Annotated in this window: 20 protein-coding genes; 14 read left to right on the top strand and 6 right to left on the bottom strand. The window is 69.2% G+C overall.

Going from position 1 to position 17,764, the window contains the following annotated elements; genetic code table 11:
• Positions 1–22 precede the first annotated feature (22 nt).
• The 6 genes from ACRWK7_RS22165 (at position 23) to ACRWK7_RS22140 (ending at position 5,194) form a co-directional block, all read left to right on the top strand.
• Entirely contained in the window at positions 23–1,174 is a 1,152-nt protein-coding gene (locus ACRWK7_RS22165; RefSeq protein ID WP_431858472.1) for an ABC transporter ATP-binding protein, read from the top strand.
• Positions 1,171–2,091, top strand: a complete 921-nt coding sequence (locus ACRWK7_RS22160) for an ABC transporter permease subunit (protein ID WP_431858471.1) — start codon at positions 1,171–1,173, stop codon at positions 2,089–2,091. Before ACRWK7_RS22165 ends, ACRWK7_RS22160 begins: the two co-directional genes overlap by 4 nt.
• Positions 2,088–2,924, top strand: coding sequence for an ABC transporter permease subunit (locus ACRWK7_RS22155; protein WP_431858470.1), 837 nt, complete (start codon positions 2,088–2,090; stop codon positions 2,922–2,924). Before ACRWK7_RS22160 ends, ACRWK7_RS22155 begins: the two co-directional genes overlap by 4 nt.
• A gap of 107 nt (positions 2,925–3,031) precedes the next feature.
• Positions 3,032–4,084 (top strand): agmatine deiminase family protein, encoded by a 1,053-nt coding sequence (locus tag ACRWK7_RS22150; protein ID WP_431858469.1) that lies wholly within the window; start codon positions 3,032–3,034, stop codon positions 4,082–4,084.
• A 164-nt stretch (positions 4,085–4,248) separates the two neighbouring features.
• Positions 4,249–4,542, top strand: a complete 294-nt coding sequence (locus ACRWK7_RS22145) for a hypothetical protein (RefSeq protein ID WP_247878061.1) — start codon at positions 4,249–4,251, stop codon at positions 4,540–4,542.
• Between the two features lie 16 nt (positions 4,543–4,558).
• A complete protein-coding gene (locus ACRWK7_RS22140) occupies positions 4,559–5,194 on the top strand; it encodes a DUF1345 domain-containing protein (protein ID WP_431858468.1) in 636 nt (211 codons plus the stop codon).
• Positions 5,195–5,275: 81 nt separating this feature from the next.
• Here the strand turns inward: ACRWK7_RS22140 and ACRWK7_RS22135 are convergent, their stop codons facing one another.
• Together ACRWK7_RS22135 and ACRWK7_RS22130 are read right to left on the bottom strand one after the other, a co-directional pair.
• Positions 5,276–5,740 carry a GNAT family N-acetyltransferase gene (locus tag ACRWK7_RS22135; RefSeq protein WP_431858467.1) on the bottom strand — a complete coding sequence of 155 codons (465 nt, stop codon included), beginning with the start codon at positions 5,738–5,740 and terminating at the stop codon, positions 5,276–5,278.
• A 73-nt stretch (positions 5,741–5,813) separates the two neighbouring features.
• On the bottom strand, positions 5,814–6,443 hold the full coding sequence (locus tag ACRWK7_RS22130; RefSeq protein ID WP_431858466.1) for an ATP-dependent Clp protease proteolytic subunit: 630 nt from the start codon (positions 6,441–6,443) through the stop codon (positions 5,814–5,816).
• A 164-nt stretch (positions 6,444–6,607) separates the two neighbouring features.
• Between ACRWK7_RS22130 and ACRWK7_RS22125 the strand changes: the two genes are divergently transcribed.
• Together ACRWK7_RS22125 and ACRWK7_RS22120 are read left to right on the top strand one after the other, a co-directional pair.
• On the top strand, positions 6,608–7,447 hold the full coding sequence (locus tag ACRWK7_RS22125; RefSeq protein ID WP_431858465.1) for a glycosyltransferase family 2 protein: 840 nt from the start codon (positions 6,608–6,610) through the stop codon (positions 7,445–7,447).
• Between the two features lie 58 nt (positions 7,448–7,505).
• On the top strand, positions 7,506–7,817 hold the full coding sequence (locus ACRWK7_RS22120) for a polyhydroxyalkanoic acid system family protein (RefSeq protein ID WP_431858464.1): 312 nt from the start codon (positions 7,506–7,508) through the stop codon (positions 7,815–7,817).
• Between the two features lie 8 nt (positions 7,818–7,825).
• Here the strand turns inward: ACRWK7_RS22120 and ACRWK7_RS22115 are convergent, their stop codons facing one another.
• Positions 7,826–8,143 carry an STAS domain-containing protein gene (locus ACRWK7_RS22115; protein WP_431858463.1) on the bottom strand — a complete coding sequence of 106 codons (318 nt, stop codon included), beginning with the start codon at positions 8,141–8,143 and terminating at the stop codon, positions 7,826–7,828.
• A gap of 215 nt (positions 8,144–8,358) precedes the next feature.
• Here ACRWK7_RS22115 and ACRWK7_RS22110 point away from each other — a divergent pair, with 215 nt between their 5' ends.
• From ACRWK7_RS22110 to ACRWK7_RS22100, 3 genes are all read left to right on the top strand, one after another.
• A complete protein-coding gene (locus ACRWK7_RS22110) occupies positions 8,359–8,751 on the top strand; it encodes a hypothetical protein (RefSeq protein ID WP_431858462.1) in 393 nt (130 codons plus the stop codon).
• A 149-nt stretch (positions 8,752–8,900) separates the two neighbouring features.
• Complete coding sequence (locus tag ACRWK7_RS22105; protein WP_431858461.1) at positions 8,901–10,103, top strand: efflux RND transporter periplasmic adaptor subunit; 1,203 nt, start codon at positions 8,901–8,903, stop codon at positions 10,101–10,103.
• Positions 10,104–10,106: 3 nt separating this feature from the next.
• Positions 10,107–13,220: an efflux RND transporter permease subunit gene (locus tag ACRWK7_RS22100; protein WP_431858460.1), complete on the top strand. Its 3,114-nt coding sequence runs from the start codon at positions 10,107–10,109 to the stop codon at positions 13,218–13,220.
• A 31-nt stretch (positions 13,221–13,251) separates the two neighbouring features.
• Here ACRWK7_RS22100 and ACRWK7_RS22095 read toward each other — a convergent pair whose 3' ends face one another.
• Complete coding sequence (locus ACRWK7_RS22095; RefSeq protein WP_431858459.1) at positions 13,252–13,596, bottom strand: endonuclease domain-containing protein; 345 nt, start codon at positions 13,594–13,596, stop codon at positions 13,252–13,254.
• A gap of 56 nt (positions 13,597–13,652) precedes the next feature.
• A complete protein-coding gene (locus ACRWK7_RS22090; RefSeq protein WP_431858458.1) occupies positions 13,653–14,072 on the bottom strand; it encodes a bacteriohemerythrin in 420 nt (139 codons plus the stop codon).
• Positions 14,073–14,226: 154 nt separating this feature from the next.
• Between ACRWK7_RS22090 and ACRWK7_RS22085 the strand changes: the two genes are divergently transcribed.
• Positions 14,227–14,973, top strand: coding sequence for a Fic family protein (locus ACRWK7_RS22085; protein WP_431858457.1), 747 nt, complete (start codon positions 14,227–14,229; stop codon positions 14,971–14,973).
• A gap of 206 nt (positions 14,974–15,179) precedes the next feature.
• On the opposite strand, the gene ACRWK7_RS22080 is transcribed toward ACRWK7_RS22085, so the two are convergent.
• Positions 15,180–15,695, bottom strand: a complete 516-nt coding sequence (locus ACRWK7_RS22080; protein ID WP_431858456.1) for an adenine phosphoribosyltransferase — start codon at positions 15,693–15,695, stop codon at positions 15,180–15,182.
• Positions 15,696–15,855: 160 nt separating this feature from the next.
• On the opposite strand from ACRWK7_RS22080, the gene ACRWK7_RS22075 reads away from it, so the two are divergent.
• Complete coding sequence (locus tag ACRWK7_RS22075; RefSeq protein ID WP_431858455.1) at positions 15,856–16,995, top strand: MlaE family ABC transporter permease; 1,140 nt, start codon at positions 15,856–15,858, stop codon at positions 16,993–16,995.
• Between the two features lie 3 nt (positions 16,996–16,998).
• Positions 16,999–17,764, top strand: a 766-nt coding sequence (locus ACRWK7_RS22070) for an ABC transporter ATP-binding protein (protein ID WP_431858454.1), incomplete at its 3' end; no start/stop codon positions are given.

The following is a 17,764-nucleotide window of genomic DNA, read 5'->3' as shown; positions in this document are numbered from 1 at the left end:
GCAGGGGAGGGACCCGCCGATCATGGCCCAGCCGCCGATCCGCAAGCCGACACGACTGGAGCCCTGGCAGGATCCCGCCCAGGCGCCCTACGTCCGCATCGAGCGCGTCACCAAGCGCTTCGGCGACTTCCTGGCGGTCGATGACGTGTCGCTGGACATCCACCGCGGCGAGTTCTTCGCGCTGCTCGGCGGCTCCGGCTCCGGCAAATCGACGCTGCTGCGCATGCTCGCCGGCTTCGAGACGCCGACCGAGGGCCGCATCTTCATCGACGGCGCCGACATGGCCGGCATCCCGCCCTACGAGCGGCCGGTCAACATGATGTTCCAGTCCTACGCCCTGTTCCCGCACATGAGCGTGGAGCAGAACGTCGCCTTCGGCCTGAAGCAGGACCGCCTGCCGCGCAGCGAGATCCGCGACCGCGTGGCCGAGATGCTGGAGCTGGTCCAGCTCTCCCCCTTCGCCAAGCGCCGGCCGCATCAGCTCTCGGGTGGGCAGAAGCAGCGCGTGGCGCTGGCCCGCAGCCTCGCCAAGCGGCCGAAGCTGCTGCTGCTCGACGAGCCGCTGGGGGCGCTCGACAAGCGGCTGCGCGAGCAGACGCAGTTCGAGCTGGTGAATTTGCAGGAGAAGCTGGGCGTCACCTTCATCGTGGTCACCCACGACCAGGAGGAGGCGATGACCATGGCCAGCCGCATCGCGGTGATGAACCACGGTGCGGTTGCCCAGGTCGGCACCCCGACCGAGGTGTACGAGTACCCCAACTCCCGCTTCGTCGCGGAGTTCATCGGCTCGGTCAACCTGTTCGAGGGGCGGGTGGTCGAGGACGAGCCGGACCACGTGCTGATCCGTTCGGCCGACGCCGGCTGCGACCTGTACGTCAGCCACGCCGCCCCGGCACCGGTCGGCTCGACCGTGCACGTGGCGGTGCGGCCGGAGAAGATCACGCTGTCCAAGGAGCCGCCGGCCGACGCTGAGGCGCGCAACACCGCGCGCGGCGTGGTGCGGGAGATCGCCTATCTCGGCGACGTGTCGATCTATCTGGTGGAGCTGGCGAGCGGCAAGACGGTGCGCGTCACCGCCACCAACCTGGCCCGCCGCGCCGACCTGCCGGTGAGCTGGGACGACGAGGTGACGCTGACCTGGCGCCCATTCGCCGGCGTGGTGCTGGCGCGATGAACCTCGTGCGCCGCCTCGTCCGCTCGGGCCGTGCGCTGGTCACCGGCGTGCCGTTCGTCTGGCTGGTGCTGTTCTTCCTCGTCCCGTTCCTGATCGTGCTGCGCATCAGCTTCTCGGAAGCGGTCATGGCGCAGCCGCCCTACACGCCGCTGCTCGACTGGGTGCAGGGCGAGGAGGGGGAAGGGCTGAAGCTGCTGCTCACCCTCAACCTCGGCAGCTACCTGCGGCTGGTCCAGGACGACCTGTACGTCGTGGCGTACCTGTCGTCGCTGCGCATGGCGGCGGTGTCGACGCTGCTCTGCCTGCTGATCGGCTACCCCATGGCGTACGCCATCGCGCGGGCGCGGCCGGCGCGGCGCGGGGCGCTGATGATGCTGGTCATCCTGCCGTTCTGGACCTCGTTCCTGATCCGCGTGTACGCCTGGATCGGCATCCTCAAGGCCAACGGCACGCTGGCCAACCTGCTGGCCTCCGTCGGCCTGGCGGACCCGTCGTTCGAGCTGCTGTACTCCGACGTCGCGGTCTACATCGGCATCACCTACTCGTACCTGCCCTTCATGATCCTGCCGCTGTACGCGTCGCTGGAGAAGCTCGACCCGACCCTGCTGGAGGCCGCCGCCGACCTCGGCGCCCGCCCGTGGGAGGCGTTCCTGCGCGTCACCCTGCCGCTGTCGCTGCCGGGCATCATCGCCGGGTCGCTGCTGGTGTTCATCCCGGCGGTGGGCGAGTTCGTCATCCCCGAGCTGCTGGGCGGGCCGGACACGCTGATGATCGGCCGGGTGCTGTGGAACGAGTTCTTCTCCAACCGCGACTGGCCGGTCGCCTCGGCGGTGGCCATCGCGCTGCTGCTGTTCCTGGTGGTGCCGATCATGGTGTTCCAGTACGTGCAGGGCCGCCAGCAGGAGGCCGGGCGATGAGGCCGCTGTTGTCTCCCCTCACCTGGGCGCTGTGGTTCGGCTACGCCTTCCTGTACGTGCCGATCGCGCTCTTGATCCTGTATTCGTTCAACGAGTCGCGGCTGGTGACCGTGTGGGGCGGCTTCTCGACCAAATGGTACGGCGAGCTGCTGCACAACGAGCAGCTCCTCGATTCCGCATGGCTGTCGGTCCAGATCGCCGCGCTGTCGGCGTCGCTGGCGGTGGTGCTGGGCACGCTGGCGGGGCTGGCGCTGGCGCGCTTCGGCCGCTTCCGCGGGCGCACGCTGTTCGGCGGCCTGATCTCGGCGCCGCTGGTGATGCCGGAGGTGATCATCGGCCTGTCGCTGCTGCTGCTGTTCGTCGCCATGGAGCAGTGGATCGGCTGGCCGGACGGCCGCGGCATGACCACCATCACCATCGCCCACACCACCTTCACCACCGCCTACGTCGCGGTGATCGTGCAGTCGCGCCTCGCCGGCATGGACGGCAGCCTGGAGGAGGCGGCAATGGACCTCGGCGCGCGGCCGGCCAAGGTGTTCTTCGTCATCACTCTGCCGCTGATCGCCCCGGCCATCGTGGCGGGCTGGCTGCTGGCCTTCACGCTGTCGCTGGACGACGTGGTGGTGGCGAGCTTCGTGTCGGGGCCGGGCTCCACCACGCTGCCGATGACCATCCTGTCCAGCGTGCGCTTCGGCGTCAGCCCGCAGATCAACGCGCTGGCGACCATCATCGTGCTGGTGGTGGCGACCGGGATCTTCGTCGCCAGCCTGCTGCTGTCGCGCCGCGAGCGGCAGCGGCGGCGCGACGAGCAGATGGCGCTTCAGGGCGGTTGAGGCTTTTCCAAAAGGCTGGTCCCCAAAGACCGGCCATTGCCAAAACCGTGCGCCGATGGTTACGTCATGACGGGCCCGGTGCCCGAAAATGTCACAGGAGGGATCGCATGACCACCCCGGCGGCGGAAGGTCTGCACATGCCCGGCGAGTGGGAGCCCCACGCGCGCTGCTGGATGGCGTGGCCATGCCGGCCCGAGACGTGGCCGGCGCCCGCGGAGGACGAGGACGGCGACCGTCTGGAGGCCGCCCGTGCCGTCTACGCCGAGGTCGCCCGCGCCATCACCCGGTTCGAGCCGGTGACCATGGTCTGCGACCCCGACGACGTGGCGGAGGCGTCGCTGGCCTGCGGCCCCGGCATCCAGATCCTGTCGATCCCGATCTCCGACAGCTGGATCCGCGACACCGGGCCGAGCTTCGTGACCGGGCGCAACGGCCGGGTTGCCGGCGTGCACTGGCGCTTCAACGCCTGGGGCGGCAACTACCCGGAGTGCGCCAAGGACCAGGAGGTCGGCCGCCTCGTGCTGGAGCACCTGGGGCTGGGGCGTTTCGAAGCGCCCCTGGTGATGGAGGGCGGCTCGTTCCACGTGGACGGGCAGGGCACGCTGCTGACGACCGAGCAGTGCCTGCTCAACCCCAACCGCAACCCGACCCTGTCCAAGGCGGAGATCGAGCGGCACCTGAGGGACTTCCTGGGCGTCTCCAGCATCATCTGGCTGGGCGAGGGCTACCAGGACGACGAGACCGACGGGCACATCGACGAGATCGCCTGCTTCGTCCGGCCCGGCGTGGTGCTGGCGCTGACCACCGACGACCCGACCGACGCCAACTTCAAGGCGTTCCAGGACAACCTGGACCGCCTGAAGAAGGCGCGCGACGCCCAGGGGCGCGAGCTGGAGGTGATCCCGGTCCGGCAGCCGGCGCGGCGCGACCAGGGTGGCGTGCGCCTGACCCTGAGCTACACCAACCTCTACATCGCCAACGGCGGCGTGGTGATGCCGGCCTTCGAGGATCCGGCCGACGACGAGGCCTACCGCGCGGTGCGCCGCGCCTTCCCCGACCGCGAGGTGATCCAGATGGCGGCGCTGGACATCGTGCGCGGCGGCGGCGGCATCCACTGCATCACGCAACAGCAGCCGCTGGGTCCGCAATCGGCGGGGTAGGGGCGTTTCCGCGCCGATATCCCTTGTGACAACGCGGATTCGTGGTAGAATTGGCTTGCGTGAAAAGCGCGCTTGTGCAGCCCCGATTGCTGCGCAGATGTTGCAGTGTGGTTTTTGCGGGCCAAAGTGCCGGCAGTCGCCGCGGCTTCATCGAAAGCACCGTCATGGACCTGACCCCGGCCGTCGCGCCCTTCGTGGCGAAGCCCCAGCAGCCGATCACACCGGCGGCCCAGGCGGCGCTGTCCCCGGCGATGGCCGCCGCGCAGCAGACGGTCCATGTCGTTCGCACCCAGACCATCCAGGCCCCGCAGGCCACCGGCAAGACCGAAGGCTCGCGCGACACCCGCACCGGCACCGAGACCGGGCAGTCGGTCGATCCCGGCGCCGGCGCCGTCACCGCGCGGGCGAACGGCGCCCACCACCAGCCGCGCGGCTCATTGCTCGACGTGCACGTCTGAGCTGGATTGGTTGCCGATGCGGGCATCCTTCCGGCATCTGCTCAACCGCCCGACCCTTCTGACCGCCATGACCGTCGCCGCCGCCCTCGATGCGGTGCTGCTGCCGTTCCTGCGTCCGGTCACCGCGTTCCTGCTGGGCTGGTGCGTCGGCATCAGCGTCTACATGGCGATGACGCTGCGACTGATGGCGAAGGCCACCGTCGATACCATCCGCCACCGTGCCCGGCTGCTGGAGCAGGGGCGCGGCAGCATCCTGGCCGCCATCGTGACCGTGGTCATCGCCGCGGTGGCGGCCATCGTGCTCGAGATCGCGCAAAGCCGCGGCACGCCGCACGCCGCGTTCAGCGCCACGCTGGGCGGCGTGACGATCCTGCTGTCCTGGGCCTTCCTGCACGTGGTGTTTGCCCAGCATTACGCGCACGACCACTGGCTCGGCGAGCCGCAGCTGGAGTTTCCCGGCACGCAGACGCCGGATTATCTGGAGTTCCTGTACTTCTCCTTCACCGTCGGCATGACGGCGCAGGTGTCCGACGTCACCACCCGCGGCGCGGCGGTGCGGCGGCTGGTGCTGCTGCACGGGATCCTGTCGTTCCTGTTCAACACCGCCATCCTCGCGCTGGGAATCAACATCGCGGCGGGGCTGTTCGGTTAGATCGGAGTCCGGTTCATTTTAAAGCCCCCCTGGAGGGGGAGGGGTTGGGGACAGGGGCTTCACGACGAAACGGAACGTGCTCTAGGCGGTGCGCCGTTGCAGGACCATGTCCACGTGCGGGATTCCCGCGTCGTCGTACGGCGCGCTCACCGTCTCGAACCCGAAGGCGCCGTAGAAGCGCTGCAGATGCTCCTGCGCGCTGATCGCCACGGCCGCGTCGGGGTGCCGTCGGGCGAGGAACGCCAGCCCCTCCGCCACCAAGTCACGCCCCAGTCCCGTTCCGCGGGCGTTCTCGCCGACCACGACGCGGCCCAGCGACGCCGCCTCGCCGACGATCCCCGGCGCGAAGACGCGCAGGTAGCCGTGCAGCGCACCATCGTCGCCGCACGCCAGCAGATGGTCGGCCTCCCGGTCGCGGCCGTCGATGTCGGCGAAGAGCGACGCCTGCTCGATCACGAACACGCGCTGGCGAAGCTCCAGCACGGCGTACAGCTCGGGCGTGGTGAACTCGCCGAAGCGCAGCCAGCGGAGGGTGAGGGGCGGCATCGCGGTCTCCTGCGCGCATAAAAAATCCCCCTCCCCGGAACCGGGAAGGGGGATCGGGTCGAAAGGGACGGGCTTACTTGAACTCGTCCATGCTTTCGATGACGTTGGGGACGATGCCGTACTCGCGGGCTTCGTCGGCCAGCATCCAGTAGTTGCGGTCGGTGTCCTTGGCGACCTTCTCCAGCGACTGGCCGGTTTCACGCGCGATGATCTTGTTCAGACGCTCGCGCATGCGGATGATTTCCTTCGCCTCGATGGCGATGTCCGTCGCCCGGCCGCCGGTGCCGCCCAGCGGCTGGTGGATCAGGAAGCGGGTGTTGGGCAGGCAGAAGCGGTTTTCCTTCTTCGCCGCCAGGAAGATGTGGCAGCCCGCGCTGGCGACCCAGCCGGTGCCGAGCATCTTCACCTCGGGCTTCACGAAGCGGATCATGTCGTGGATGGTGTCGCCCGCCTCGACGTGGCCGCCGGGCGAGTTGACGATCACGCGGATCGGGTCGTCGCTCTCCTGCGCCAGCGCCAGCAGCTGCGCGGTCACGCCCATGGCCAACTTCATGTCGATCTGGCCGAAGATCAGGACGGTGCGGGCCTTGAACAGGTTCTGCTGGACCGCGGCGAAGGGAGGCGGCGTGGCTTCCTTGTCCTTCTTCTCGTCCGGCTCTTCACCCGGCTCGTCATCGAACCAGTAGGTCCCGGCGTGCGCCATTGTGTGTCTCCCTGGTGTCGGTCTCGCTCGTGCGGCGTACGCACGTCCACTCCCCACATAGCCCGTCTTGGCCGCGGGTTCAACGCCCCCCGTTGCGCCCCCGTGTTGACAGCGCCCACGCGCCCGGCCGCTAATGGGCAAAGACAAAGCGAGGGGGTTGGGGGATGGACGGTGCTGGGGTCTCGGTGATCGTCCCGGCGTACCGGGCGGAGGCGACGATCGGCCGCGCGGTGCGCAGCCTGCTCGCCCAGACCCACGCGGACTGGGAGGCGGTGATCGTCGCCGACGACGGCGTCGACTACCGCGCGCTGCTGGCCGCCGAGGGGCTGGCCGACCCGCGCCTGCGCTTCGCCGCCACCGGCCGGGTGGGCAGCGGCGCGCCGGCCACCCGCAACGTCGGCCTGCGCGCGGCGCGCAAGCCGCTGGTGGCGCCGCTCGACTCCGACGATCTGTGGTCGCCACGGCGGCTGGCGGTTCTGGCGCCGCTGGCGCTGGCGCGCGGGGCGGCGGCCGACAACGTGGTGGTGGTGCGCGAGCGCGACGGGGCGGAGCTGTCCACCCTGTTCCCGCGGTCCGACAGCGTCGGCGAGCTGACCGCCGACCGGTTCCTCGCCACCTCGGTGCCGATGTTCCTCGTGCTGCGGCGCGACCTCTGCCCGGATTGGCCGGAGGACGTGACGTTCTGCGACGACGTGGTGTTCAACGTGCTGGCGCTGGACCGTGTCGGGCCGATCCCGCTGGCCTACGCGCCGATGTGCGAGTACCGGCAGCGCGAGGGCTCGATCACCTTCGCCGCCGACGCCGCCGCGCGGGCCGAGGCGTGCTACCGCCACGTGCTGGAGCGGCTGGCCGGCGACGGCTTCGGCATCCGCGACGAGTCGCTGCGCCGCCGCTTCGCCGCCGCGGTGGAGGCCAAGCGCGCGCTGAACGCCGCCTACGAGGCGGCGCACGCCGCGGGACGCGTCGCCAACTTCCAGGAGTTCATCGCCCTGCAGGGCGGTTAGGAGCAAAACGCCGCTCCGCGCTGTTCACCCGATAGGCTTCACCCCAACCGGATTCGTCATGAGCAAGCCTTTGACCGTCACCATCCCGCACCAGCTCGGCAAGCAGGGGGCGATGACGCGCATCCGCGACGGCATCGGACAGGCGCGCACGCAGCTCGGCGGCATGGGCGCCGCGGTGGAGGAGACCTGGACCGAGGATCGCCTCGCCTTCCGCGTCGCCGTGCTGGGCCAGACGCTGACCGGGCGCATCGACGTGCACGAGGAGTCGGCCTATGTGGAGGTCGACCTGCCCTGGGCGCTCGCCCTGCTGGGCGGCAAGATCCGCGACCGGCTGCACCGCCAGGGCACGCTGCTGCTCACCAAGAAGTAGCCGGCGGCTCACTCCTCGATCGTCATGATCCGCTTCATGCGCGTCACCTCCAGCACGCGGCGGACTTGGCCGGACGCGGCGCGCAGCACCAGCGTGCGGTTGGCGCGCCGCATCTCCTCGTGCGCGATCAGCAGCATGCCCAGCCCGGCGGAGTCGATGTGCTGCAGCGCGCTGACGTCCAGCACATGGCGCGGCGTGCGGTGGCGCAACAGGCCGTCCAGCGCGGCGCGCATGGACGGGTAGGTCTCGAAGGTCAGGTGCCCCCGCAGGTAGGAAACCCCATCGCCTTCGCGCAGATCGCAGGATGGGGTGCCGTCGGTGGTCATGCGCGTCTTCCTTGCCGATCATTGGGTGGTCCGCGCCCCGCAGCGCAACAACCGTGCCAGGACACGGGCCTGGACGGCCCGAGGCGCACACCGGCGCAGGCGCAGCGCATTTTCTGAAAATTGGAAGAATCGTCCGGTGCCGACCCGGAATCGAGAATGCCCGGGTATGCAAAGGAAGGGTTCGTTAACCAAGTCCGCGCTACCCTCCGTGGGCGATGATGGACACATCCCGCCTGCTGGCATCCGAGAAGTACTGGCTGAAGCGCGCCCGCGTGCGCCTCGCCATGGTTGCCGACGCGGCGCCCGAGCTGGGCGCGCGGGTGGCGGCGGACGGGTCGGTTCTGGCCGACATCCGCGTCGAGGACGGATTGATCCGCGCCCTGCTGCCGGCCGGCAGCGCGCCGTGCTGCTGCCGCGGAGTCGACCTGGAGGGGGCGTGCGTGCTGCCGCTGGAGGCCGGCGGATCGCTGCGCGCCGGCGGACCGGCCGACCTGCTGATCGACCGCGGCGCGGAGCGCCGGCTGGTGCTGCGCGGCGGGGCGATCTCCACGGAAGGCTGCGATCTGGAGGTGGCGTGCTGCTGCACGCCGGGCGGAGCGCTGGAATAGGATGTGGCCTTAGGTCATCTGGCCTAGACCCCTGCCAAGCGTCTCGACATCGGAACTGAACTGAACGATATAGTTCAGTCCAGATGGCAGATCCCCCTTAAGGCGGCTGCCCAAGAAATCACGCCTCCCTCCCGGGTTCAGAGAGTTCCATGCGCCCTTCACGCCTCATCGCGCTTCTCATCCTCATTGCCGTGGCCGGCGGGGGCTGGTGGTTCTTCGTCAAGAACGGCGGCACCCTGGGAGATCTCACCGCGAAGCTGCCGCCGTCCATGGGTGGCGCGTCGCCGGGCGCGCCTCCGGGCGGCAAGCCGGGCGCCCCGCCGGCCGGCGGTCCTCCGGGCGGCGCCCCGCCGCCGATGCCGGTGGAGGCGGTGCCGGTGCGCGTCGGTGCGATGGCGCGGACGATCACCGCGGTCGGCTCGCTGCTGTCCAACGAATCGGTGGTGATCCGCCCCGAGGTCGCCGGCCGCATCGCCGAGATCGCCTTCAAGGAAGGCCAACGGGTCGCCCGCGGGGCGGTGCTGATCCGCCTCGACGACACGGTGGCGAGGGCGACCCTGGCGCAGGCGCAGGCGAGCATCAACTTCGACAAGGCCGAGCTGGCCCGCGCCGAGGAGCTGCTGCGCCAGAGCGCCGGCACCGCGCGCAACCGCGAGCAGGCCGCCGCCAAGCTGCAGGCCGACCAGGCCGCGGTGCAGCTGGCCCAGGCGCAGCTGGAGAAGCTGACCATCACGGCGCCGTTCGACGGCGTGCTCGGCCTGCGCAAGGTGTCGGTCGGCGACTACGTCTCGGCCGGCAAGGACATCGTCAACCTCGAGGCCATCGACACCCTGAAGCTCGATTTCCGGGTGCCGGAGGCCTACCTGCCGGCGGTGCGCGTCGGGCAGACGCTGGCGGTGTCGGTGGACGCCTTCGGCGGCCGCAAGTTCGAGGGCGAGGTCTACGCCATCGACCCGCTGATCGACGTGAACGGCCGCGCGCTGGCGGTGCGCGCCCGCGTGCCGAACACCGACGGCGCGCTGCGCCCCGGGCTGTTCGCCCGCGTCACGCTGACGCTGACCATCGACCAGAACGCCGTGCTGGTGCCCGAGCAATCGGTCGTCGCCTTCGGCACCGACCAGTTCGTCTTCAAGGTGGTGGACGGCAAGGTGGCGCAGACCAAGGTCAAGCTGGGCGACCGCCGCAACGCCGAGGTGGAGATCATCGAGGGCCTGAAGCCGCAGGACGTCGTCGTCACCGCGGGCCAGCTGAAGATCCGCGACGGCGCGCCGGTGATGGTCATCGATCCCACCAAGGCGCCCCCGGGGGCGCCGCCGGGTCCGCAGGCCAACAACAAGCCGGCCGGAGGCTGACGCATGGTCCTCTCCGACATCTCGATCCGCCGGCCGGTGCTGGCGACGGTGATGAGTCTGGCGGTGATGCTGATCGGCATCGTCTCGTACCAGCGTCTGGCGGTGCGCGAGTACCCGAAGATCGACGAGCCGGTCGTCACGGTGGAGACCACCTACAAGGGCGCCTCGGCCGAGATCATCGAATCGCAGGTCACCCAGCCGCTAGAGGACTCCCTCGCCGGCATCGAGGGCATCGACGTGATGTCCTCGATCAGCCGTCAGGAGAAGAGCCAGATCACCGTGCGCTTCCGCCTGGACCGCAACGTCGACGTGGCGGCCAGCGACGTGCGCGACCGCGTCGGGCGCGTGCGCGCCATGCTGCCGAACGAGATCGACGAGCCGGTTATCGCCAAGGTCGAGGCCGACGCGCAGCCGATCATCTATCTGGCGTTCTCATCCGACCGCCACTCGCCGCTGGACGTGACGGACTTCGCCGACCGGTATGTCAAGGACCGCCTGCAGAACCTGCCCGGCGTGGCGCAGGTGCGCATCTTCGGCGAGCGGCGCTTCTCCATGCGCGTCTGGCTCGACCCGCAGCGCATGGCCGCCTACAAGATCACACCGCAGGACGTCGAGAACGCCCTGCGCAAGCAGAACGTCGAGATCCCGGCCGGCCGGGTCGAGAGCGCGGCGCGCGAGTTCACCGTGGTGTCGGAGACCGACCTGCGCACGCCCGCGCAGTTCGACAACCTGATCCTGCGCGACGTCGACGGCTACCTCGTGCGCCTGAAGGACGTCGGCCGCGCCGAGCTGGGGGCGCTCGACGAGCGCGTCTCGGCCCGCTTCAACGGCCGGCAGGCGGTCGCCATCGGCGTGGTCAAGCAGTCCACCGCCAACCCGCTGGACGTGTCGAAGGCGGTGCAGGCCGCCTTCCCGGCGATCCGCGCGGCGCTGCCCGAGGGCATGGCGGTGGACGTCGCCTACGACAGCTCGGTCTTCATCGCCAAGTCGATCGACGCGGTGTTCCAGACGATCTTTGAGGCGATCGTGCTGGTCATCCTGGTGATCTTCTTCTTCCTGCGCTCGTTCCGCGCCACGCTGGTGCCGCTGGTCACCATCCCGGTGTCGCTGGTCGGCGGCTTCGCGCTGATGCTGCTGTTCGGCTTCTCGATCAACACGCTGACGCTGCTGTCCATGGTGCTGGCCATCGGCCTCGTGGTGGACGACGCCATCGTCATGCTGGAGAACATCTTCCGCCACGTCGAGGAGGGCATGCCGCCCTTCCAGGCGGCGCTGAAGGGCTCCAAGGAGATCGGCTTCGCGGTGGTGGCGATGACCATCACGCTGGCCGCGGTGTACGCCCCCATCGGCTTCATGACCGGCCGGACGGGGCGCCTGTTCACCGAGTTCGCGCTGACGCTGGCGGGCGCGGTGATCGTGTCGGGCTTCGTGGCGCTGACGCTGTCGCCGATGATGTGCTCCAAGCTGCTGAAGCACCAGACCAAGCACAACATCTTCTACAACCTGATCGAAGCCTTCCTGAACGGCCTGACCAACGGCTACCGCGCGGTGCTGCGGCTGTCGCTGAAGGCACGGCCGCTGGTGCTGATCGTCGGCGCGCTGGTCGCCGGCGCCAGCTGGTGGCTGTTCAACAACATCAAGTCGGAGCTGGCGCCGGTCGAGGACCGCGGCACCATCGTCGGCATCGCCATCGCGCCGGAGGGCTCGACCCTCGACTACACCCAGAAGTACGCCACCATGATGGAGGGGCTGTTCCGGCAGATCCCCGTGCTGGAGAAGTTCTTCGTGGTGGTCGGCTTCCCGGTGGTGAACCAGGGCATCGCCTTCGTCCGTCTGGTCGATTGGGACCAGCGCGACGTGAAGCAGCAGGCGATCACCGCCCAGCTGTTCCCCAAGATGTTCGGCATCCCCGGCATCCTGGCCTTCGTGACCAACCCGCCCTCATTGGGCCAGAGCCCGATCGACAAGCCGGTCAACTTCGTCATCCAGACGACGCTGCCCTACGACGAGCTGCAGAAGCTGGTCGACGCGATGATGGCCGAGGCGCGCAAGCACCCGGGCATCACCAACCTCGACACCGACCTGAAGCTGAACAAGCCGGAGCTGCGCATCTCCATCGACCGCGACAAGGCCGCCGACCTCGGCATCGACGTCGAGACGGTGGGCCGCACGCTGGAGACCTTCCTGGGCGGCCGGCAGGTCACCCGCTTCAAGAAGGAAGGCAAGCAGTACGACGTCATCGTCCAGGTCGATAAGGTGGACCGCCGCAACCCGGACGACATCGCGTCGATCTACGTGCGCGGCACGCCGCCGGTCTCCGCCGCCAGCGGGGTGGCCACCACCCTGGGGCCGATGGTCTCGCTGTCCAACCTGGTGAAGATCGACGAGCGGGTGTCGCCGAAGGAGCTGAACCACTTCAACAAGCTGCGCTCCGCCTCGATCACCGCGACCCTGGCGCCGGGCACCTCGCTGGGCGAGGCGCTGAAGCACATGCAGGACGCCGCGGCGCGCGTGCTGCCGGTGACGGCGCAGACCGACTACGCCGGCCAGAGCCGCGAGTTCCGCGAGTCGGCGACCGGCCTGTACTTCGTCTTCGTGCTGGCGCTGGCCTTCATCTACCTGGTGCTGGCGGCGCAGTTCGAGAGCTTCATCGACCCGTTCGTCATCATGCTGACGGTGCCGCTCTCCATGACCGGCGCGTTGGCGGCGCTGCTGTGGAGCGGGGCGACCATGAACGTGTACAGCCAGATCGGCCTCGTTACGCTGGTCGGCCTGATCACCAAGCACGGCATCCTGATCGTCGAGTTCGCCAACCAGCTCCAGCGCACGGGCGTGGAGATCCGCAAGGCGGTGGAGGAGGCGGCGGTCCTGCGCCTGCGCCCGATCCTGATGACGACCGGCGCCATGGTGCTGGGCGCGGTGCCGCTGGCCAACGCGCACGGGGCGGGCGGCGAGAGCCGTCAGGCGATCGGCGCGGTGATCGTCGGCGGCATGCTGCTCGGCACGTTCCTGACGCTGTTCGTGGTGCCGACGGTGTACAGCTACATCGCCAAGAAGAAGCCCTTCCCCTCGGAGGCCGACGAGGCCGCGGCCTACGGCGCGCACCCGGCGGAGTAAAAGCCCCTCTCCCCTTGAGGGAGAGGGGCTATCAGCCGTCTCGGGAAAAGCTGGGATCCTCCGCAGCCGCCAGGATCGTAGCGACCACATCGTCCAGCCGTGTGAGCACCTCCGGATTCCAGAACCGCAACACCCGGAATCCGGCAGCTTCGAGATAAGCGGTCCGTGCAGCGTCAATCTGCGGTCCATGTTGCCCGCCATCGACTTCGACAACCAAGCCGCGCTCGAAGCAGATGAAATCGACGATGTAGCGGCCGATGGGCTGCTGGCGCTTGAACTTCAGGCCGTTCAGGCGTTGGTTGCGGAGAGCACTCCAGAGCAGGCGCTCGGCGTCGGTCGAACTTCGGCGGAGGCTCTTGGCGCGCGTGGTGGACATCTCGCGTCGGCGCCCTCTCCCCAACCCCTCTCCCTCCAGGGGAGAGGGGCTTCCGCTCACTCCGCCTGCTCCGTCTCTTCGCTCAAGAGATAGGGCTGGTACTGCTTGTCGGTGGTCTGGATGTGCTCGATCAGCCATTCCTTCAGCAGAAGGATCAGGTCGATGCGCAGCATCATCGTGTGGTCGCCGTCCAGCTCGCCGCCCAGCTTCTCGACCTCGTCCACGAAGTAGCGGTGCGCCGCCTTGTGCGCCTCCAGGTCGGGGAAGCCGTGGCGCTCCATGAACGCCTCCTCGCGACGGAAGTGCACGTTCGTGTAGTCGCGCAGGCCCTCGATCAGCGGGATCAGGTCGTCCTTGCTCTTGGTGGCGACGCCGGTCTTCAGCAGGCCGTTGAACATCTCCAAGAGCCGCTTGTGGTCGGTGTCGAGGATCCCGACGCCGACGCTCATCGATTCGTCCCAGACGACGTGGTCCATCCGCCTTCCTCCTCGCCCCAGCCCGGCGAAAACATTAGTTGGTGCCTCCAACGCCCATCAAGGCCTAATCCGAGCGGCAAAAGCCCGCAGGCTCCCTTTGCGGGAGCGCCGCGGCGTCCTATAAAGCGGGGGAGGGCAAGACGGGGGTGGGGCGATGGCGCTGCTGGACGACATCAACGCGAAGAAGCGCGCGCTCGACGCCGCCCGGCCGCTGCCGGTCGAGGTGGTGAGCGAGTTGGCCGACCGCTTCGAGCGCGAGCTGACCATCGCCTGTGTCACCGTCGAGGGCGCCGACCTGACGCCGGAGGAGGTGCTGCATGTTCTCGGCCGTGGCGCCGTGCTGCGCAACCGGCCGCCGGAGCCGCAGCGCCTCGTGCTCAACCACGCGCAGGCTCTGCACCTGATGGCGCGGCTGGCCTACGAGGGCGGTGGGGTGATCACCGAGCGCACGGTGGCGGCCTTCCACGGCGTGCTGTTCCAGGGACTCGACGCCGGCGCCGGCCAGTACCGCGACGCGCCGCTGCCCGAGGAGGGGGAGACCGCCGACCCGGCGAAGATCCGCGTGTCCATGTCGGCGCTGAGCGGCTGGCTGCGCCGCACCGATCCCGGCGTCGAGACGGCGCTGGAGGCGCACCACCGCCTGATGATCGTGCGGCCCTTTGCGCAGGGCAACGCGGCGGTGGCGCTGCTGATCCTCAACCTGATCCTGAACCGCGCCGGCTACCCGCCGGTGGCGGTGCACCCGGACGACCTCCAGGCCTACGCCGACAGCGTCGACCGGGCGCGCACGGTGGGCGACAAGGTGCCCTACCGTGACGTCATGCTGAAGCTGCTGGGCCGCGCGCTGGACGACTGCCTGGAGGCGATGGCGCGGGCGGCGGGGGCGGAGAGCGCGTCGTAGACCCAAGGGGCGCGGCGTCGGGGGGCAAGACTTCACACGGATTGCACGGATTTTGGCACGGATTGCACGGATCTCTTCATTCGTGCCTCGGCAACGGCTTGCGGGGAAGCGCAGTACGCTGCAAGAGAAAAGAAAATCCGTGTAATCCGTGCCTCAATCCGCGAAATCCGTGTGATTTTTGCCTTGGTTGCGGATCCTCGCAAAGGTTAGGAATCGTAGCTCATCAGCACCTCGCACGGCACGTCGATGCGCTCGCGGCCGTCGAGGAAGGTCAGCTCGACCAGGAACGCCGCGGCCTGCACGTCGGCGCCGACCTGACGCAGCAGCTTGACCGCCGCGGCCATGGTGCCGCCGGTGGCCAGCAGGTCGTCCAGCACCACCACGCGCTGGCCGGGCTTCACCGCGTCCGACTGGATCTCGATGGTGTCGGTGCCGTACTCCAGATCGTATGAGTGCGTGACCTTGTCGCCCGGCAGCTTGCCGCGCTTGCGCACCATGACGAAGCCGACGCCCAGCGCCAGCGCCAGCGGCGCCGCCACCAGGAAGCCGCGCGACTCGATGCCGACCAGGACGTCCGGCTTGTAGGGACGGACCGCGTCGGCCAGCCGCTTCACCGTCTCCTGCCACGCCGCGGCGTCGGCCAGCAGCGGCGCGATGTCGTAGAACAGGATGCCGGGCTTCGGGAAGTCGGGAATGCCGCGGATGTGGTCCTTGAGGTCCATGGAGGTCGTGTCCTGAAAAATGCGCGGCCGCATACTAGCCATGCTGCGGCTTTGGCGCAAATCGCCGCGCGAAGCGTTGCATAGGTCGTGTCACGCCGGCGCGGTTGACCGGCCGGGCGGCTTGCGGCCAAGCTCGCGGTGTCCAGAAGGGGTGATGGGAATGACGGCCGGACAGGCCTGGATGAAGACGGCGCCGGGCGGTGACGGCGCGCTGCTGCTGACCGTCGGCGGGCGGTGGGACCTGCACGGCGCGCAGGCGCTGATGGGCGATCTCGACGCGCTGCGGCCGTCGGCGCCGGAGGCGGCCGTGTGCCTCGACCTCGCCGCCGTCGACGGGTTGGACACGGTGGGCGCCCTGCTGCTGGCGCGGCTGGCCGAGCGGCTGCGCGGTGAGGGGCACGCGGTGGAGGTCACCGGCGTGCGGCCCGAGCACCGCGCGCTGGTCGACGCGGTGCACGAGGCCGACCGCGCGCCGCCGGTCCAGCTGCCCGACGAGCACCCCATCATAGAAATGCTGGAGCGCACCGGCCGCACCACCGTGCGCGGGCTGAAGCGCGGGCTGGAGCTGGTCAACTTCCTGGGCGTCGTCACCGTGACGCTGGCGCGCATCGCGGTGAACCCGCGGCGGCTGCGCTACCGCTCGGTGCTGTTCCACATCGAGCAGACGGGCCTGAACGCGCTGCCGATCCTCGGCCTGCTGACCTTCCTGATCGGCGTGGTGATGGCCTACCAGGGGGCGGACCAGCTGCGCCGCTTCGGGGCGGAGCTGCTGGTGGTCAACCTGCTGGGCATCTCCATCCTGCGCGAGCTGGGCACGCTGCTGACCGCGATCATCGTCGCCGGCCGCTCCGGCTCCGCCTTCACGGCGCAGATCGGCACCATGAAGGTGAATCAGGAGGTGGACGCCATCTCCACGCTGGGGCTCGACCCCATCGAGCTGCTGGTGGTGCCGCGGGTGCTGGCGCTGATGGTGGCGCTGCCGCTGCTGGCCTTCTTCGCCGACGTCATGGCGCTGCTGGGCGGCGCCACCATGAGCTACATGACGCTGGGCATCAGCTTCGCGCAGTTCATCAAGCAGTTGCAGGGCGCGGTGGGGCTCAACACCTTCCTGGTCGGCGTCGCCAAGGCGCCGGTGTTCGCTCTGGTGATCGCCATGGTCGGCTGCTACGAGGGCCTGCGCGTCACCGGCAGCGCGGAGAGCGTCGGGCGCCTGACCACGCGCTCGGTGGTGGAGGGCATTTTCCTGGTCATCATCATGGACGCGCTGTTCTCCATCTTCTTCTCCTTCATGGGGGTCTGAGGGATGGCGCATGACCCCGTCATCCGCGTGCGCGGCCTGGTCACCCGTTTCGGGACGCAGACCATCCACGACGGCCTCGACCTTGACGTCGAGCGCGGCGAGGTGCTGGGCGTGGTCGGCGGGTCCGGCACCGGCAAGTCGGTGCTGATGAAGGAGATCCTCGGCCTGATCCGTCCGGCCGAGGGAACCATCGAGATGCTGGGCCGCGACACCGGATCCCTCGACGACCGCGAGCGCACCGCGCTGCAGGCGCGCACCGGCGTGCTGTTCCAGGACGGGGCGCTGTTCAGCTCGCTGACCGTGGCGGAGAACGTCATGGTGCCGCTGAAGGAGCACACCGCCCTGCCGCGCCACCTGATCAAGGAGGTCGCGCGCGTCAAGATCGCCATGTCCGGCCTGCCGCCCAACGCCGGGCCGAAATACCCCTCCGAGCTGTCGGGCGGCATGAAGAAGCGCGCCGGTCTGGCGCGCGCGCTGGCCCTCGACCCGGAGATCCTATTCCTCGACGAGCCGACCGCCGGCCTCGACCCGATCGGCGCGGCGGCGTTCGACGAGCTGATCCAAAACCTGCAACGGAGCCTGGGATTGACCGTCTTCATGGTGACGCACGACCTCGACAGCCTGACCTCGATCTGCGACCGCATCGCCGTGCTGATCGACAAGCGGATCAAGGTCGCCACGCTGGAGGAGCACCTGAAGGACGACCACCCCTGGATCCGCGAGTATTTCCACGGGCCGCGCGGCCGCGCGGCCCGCCGGGTGGAGGCCT

It is taken from the genome of Azospirillum sp., from assembly GCF_050789165.1.
The sequence above is the reverse complement of the archived record's forward strand: the minus strand, read 5'-3'. Positions and strand labels throughout refer to the sequence as shown.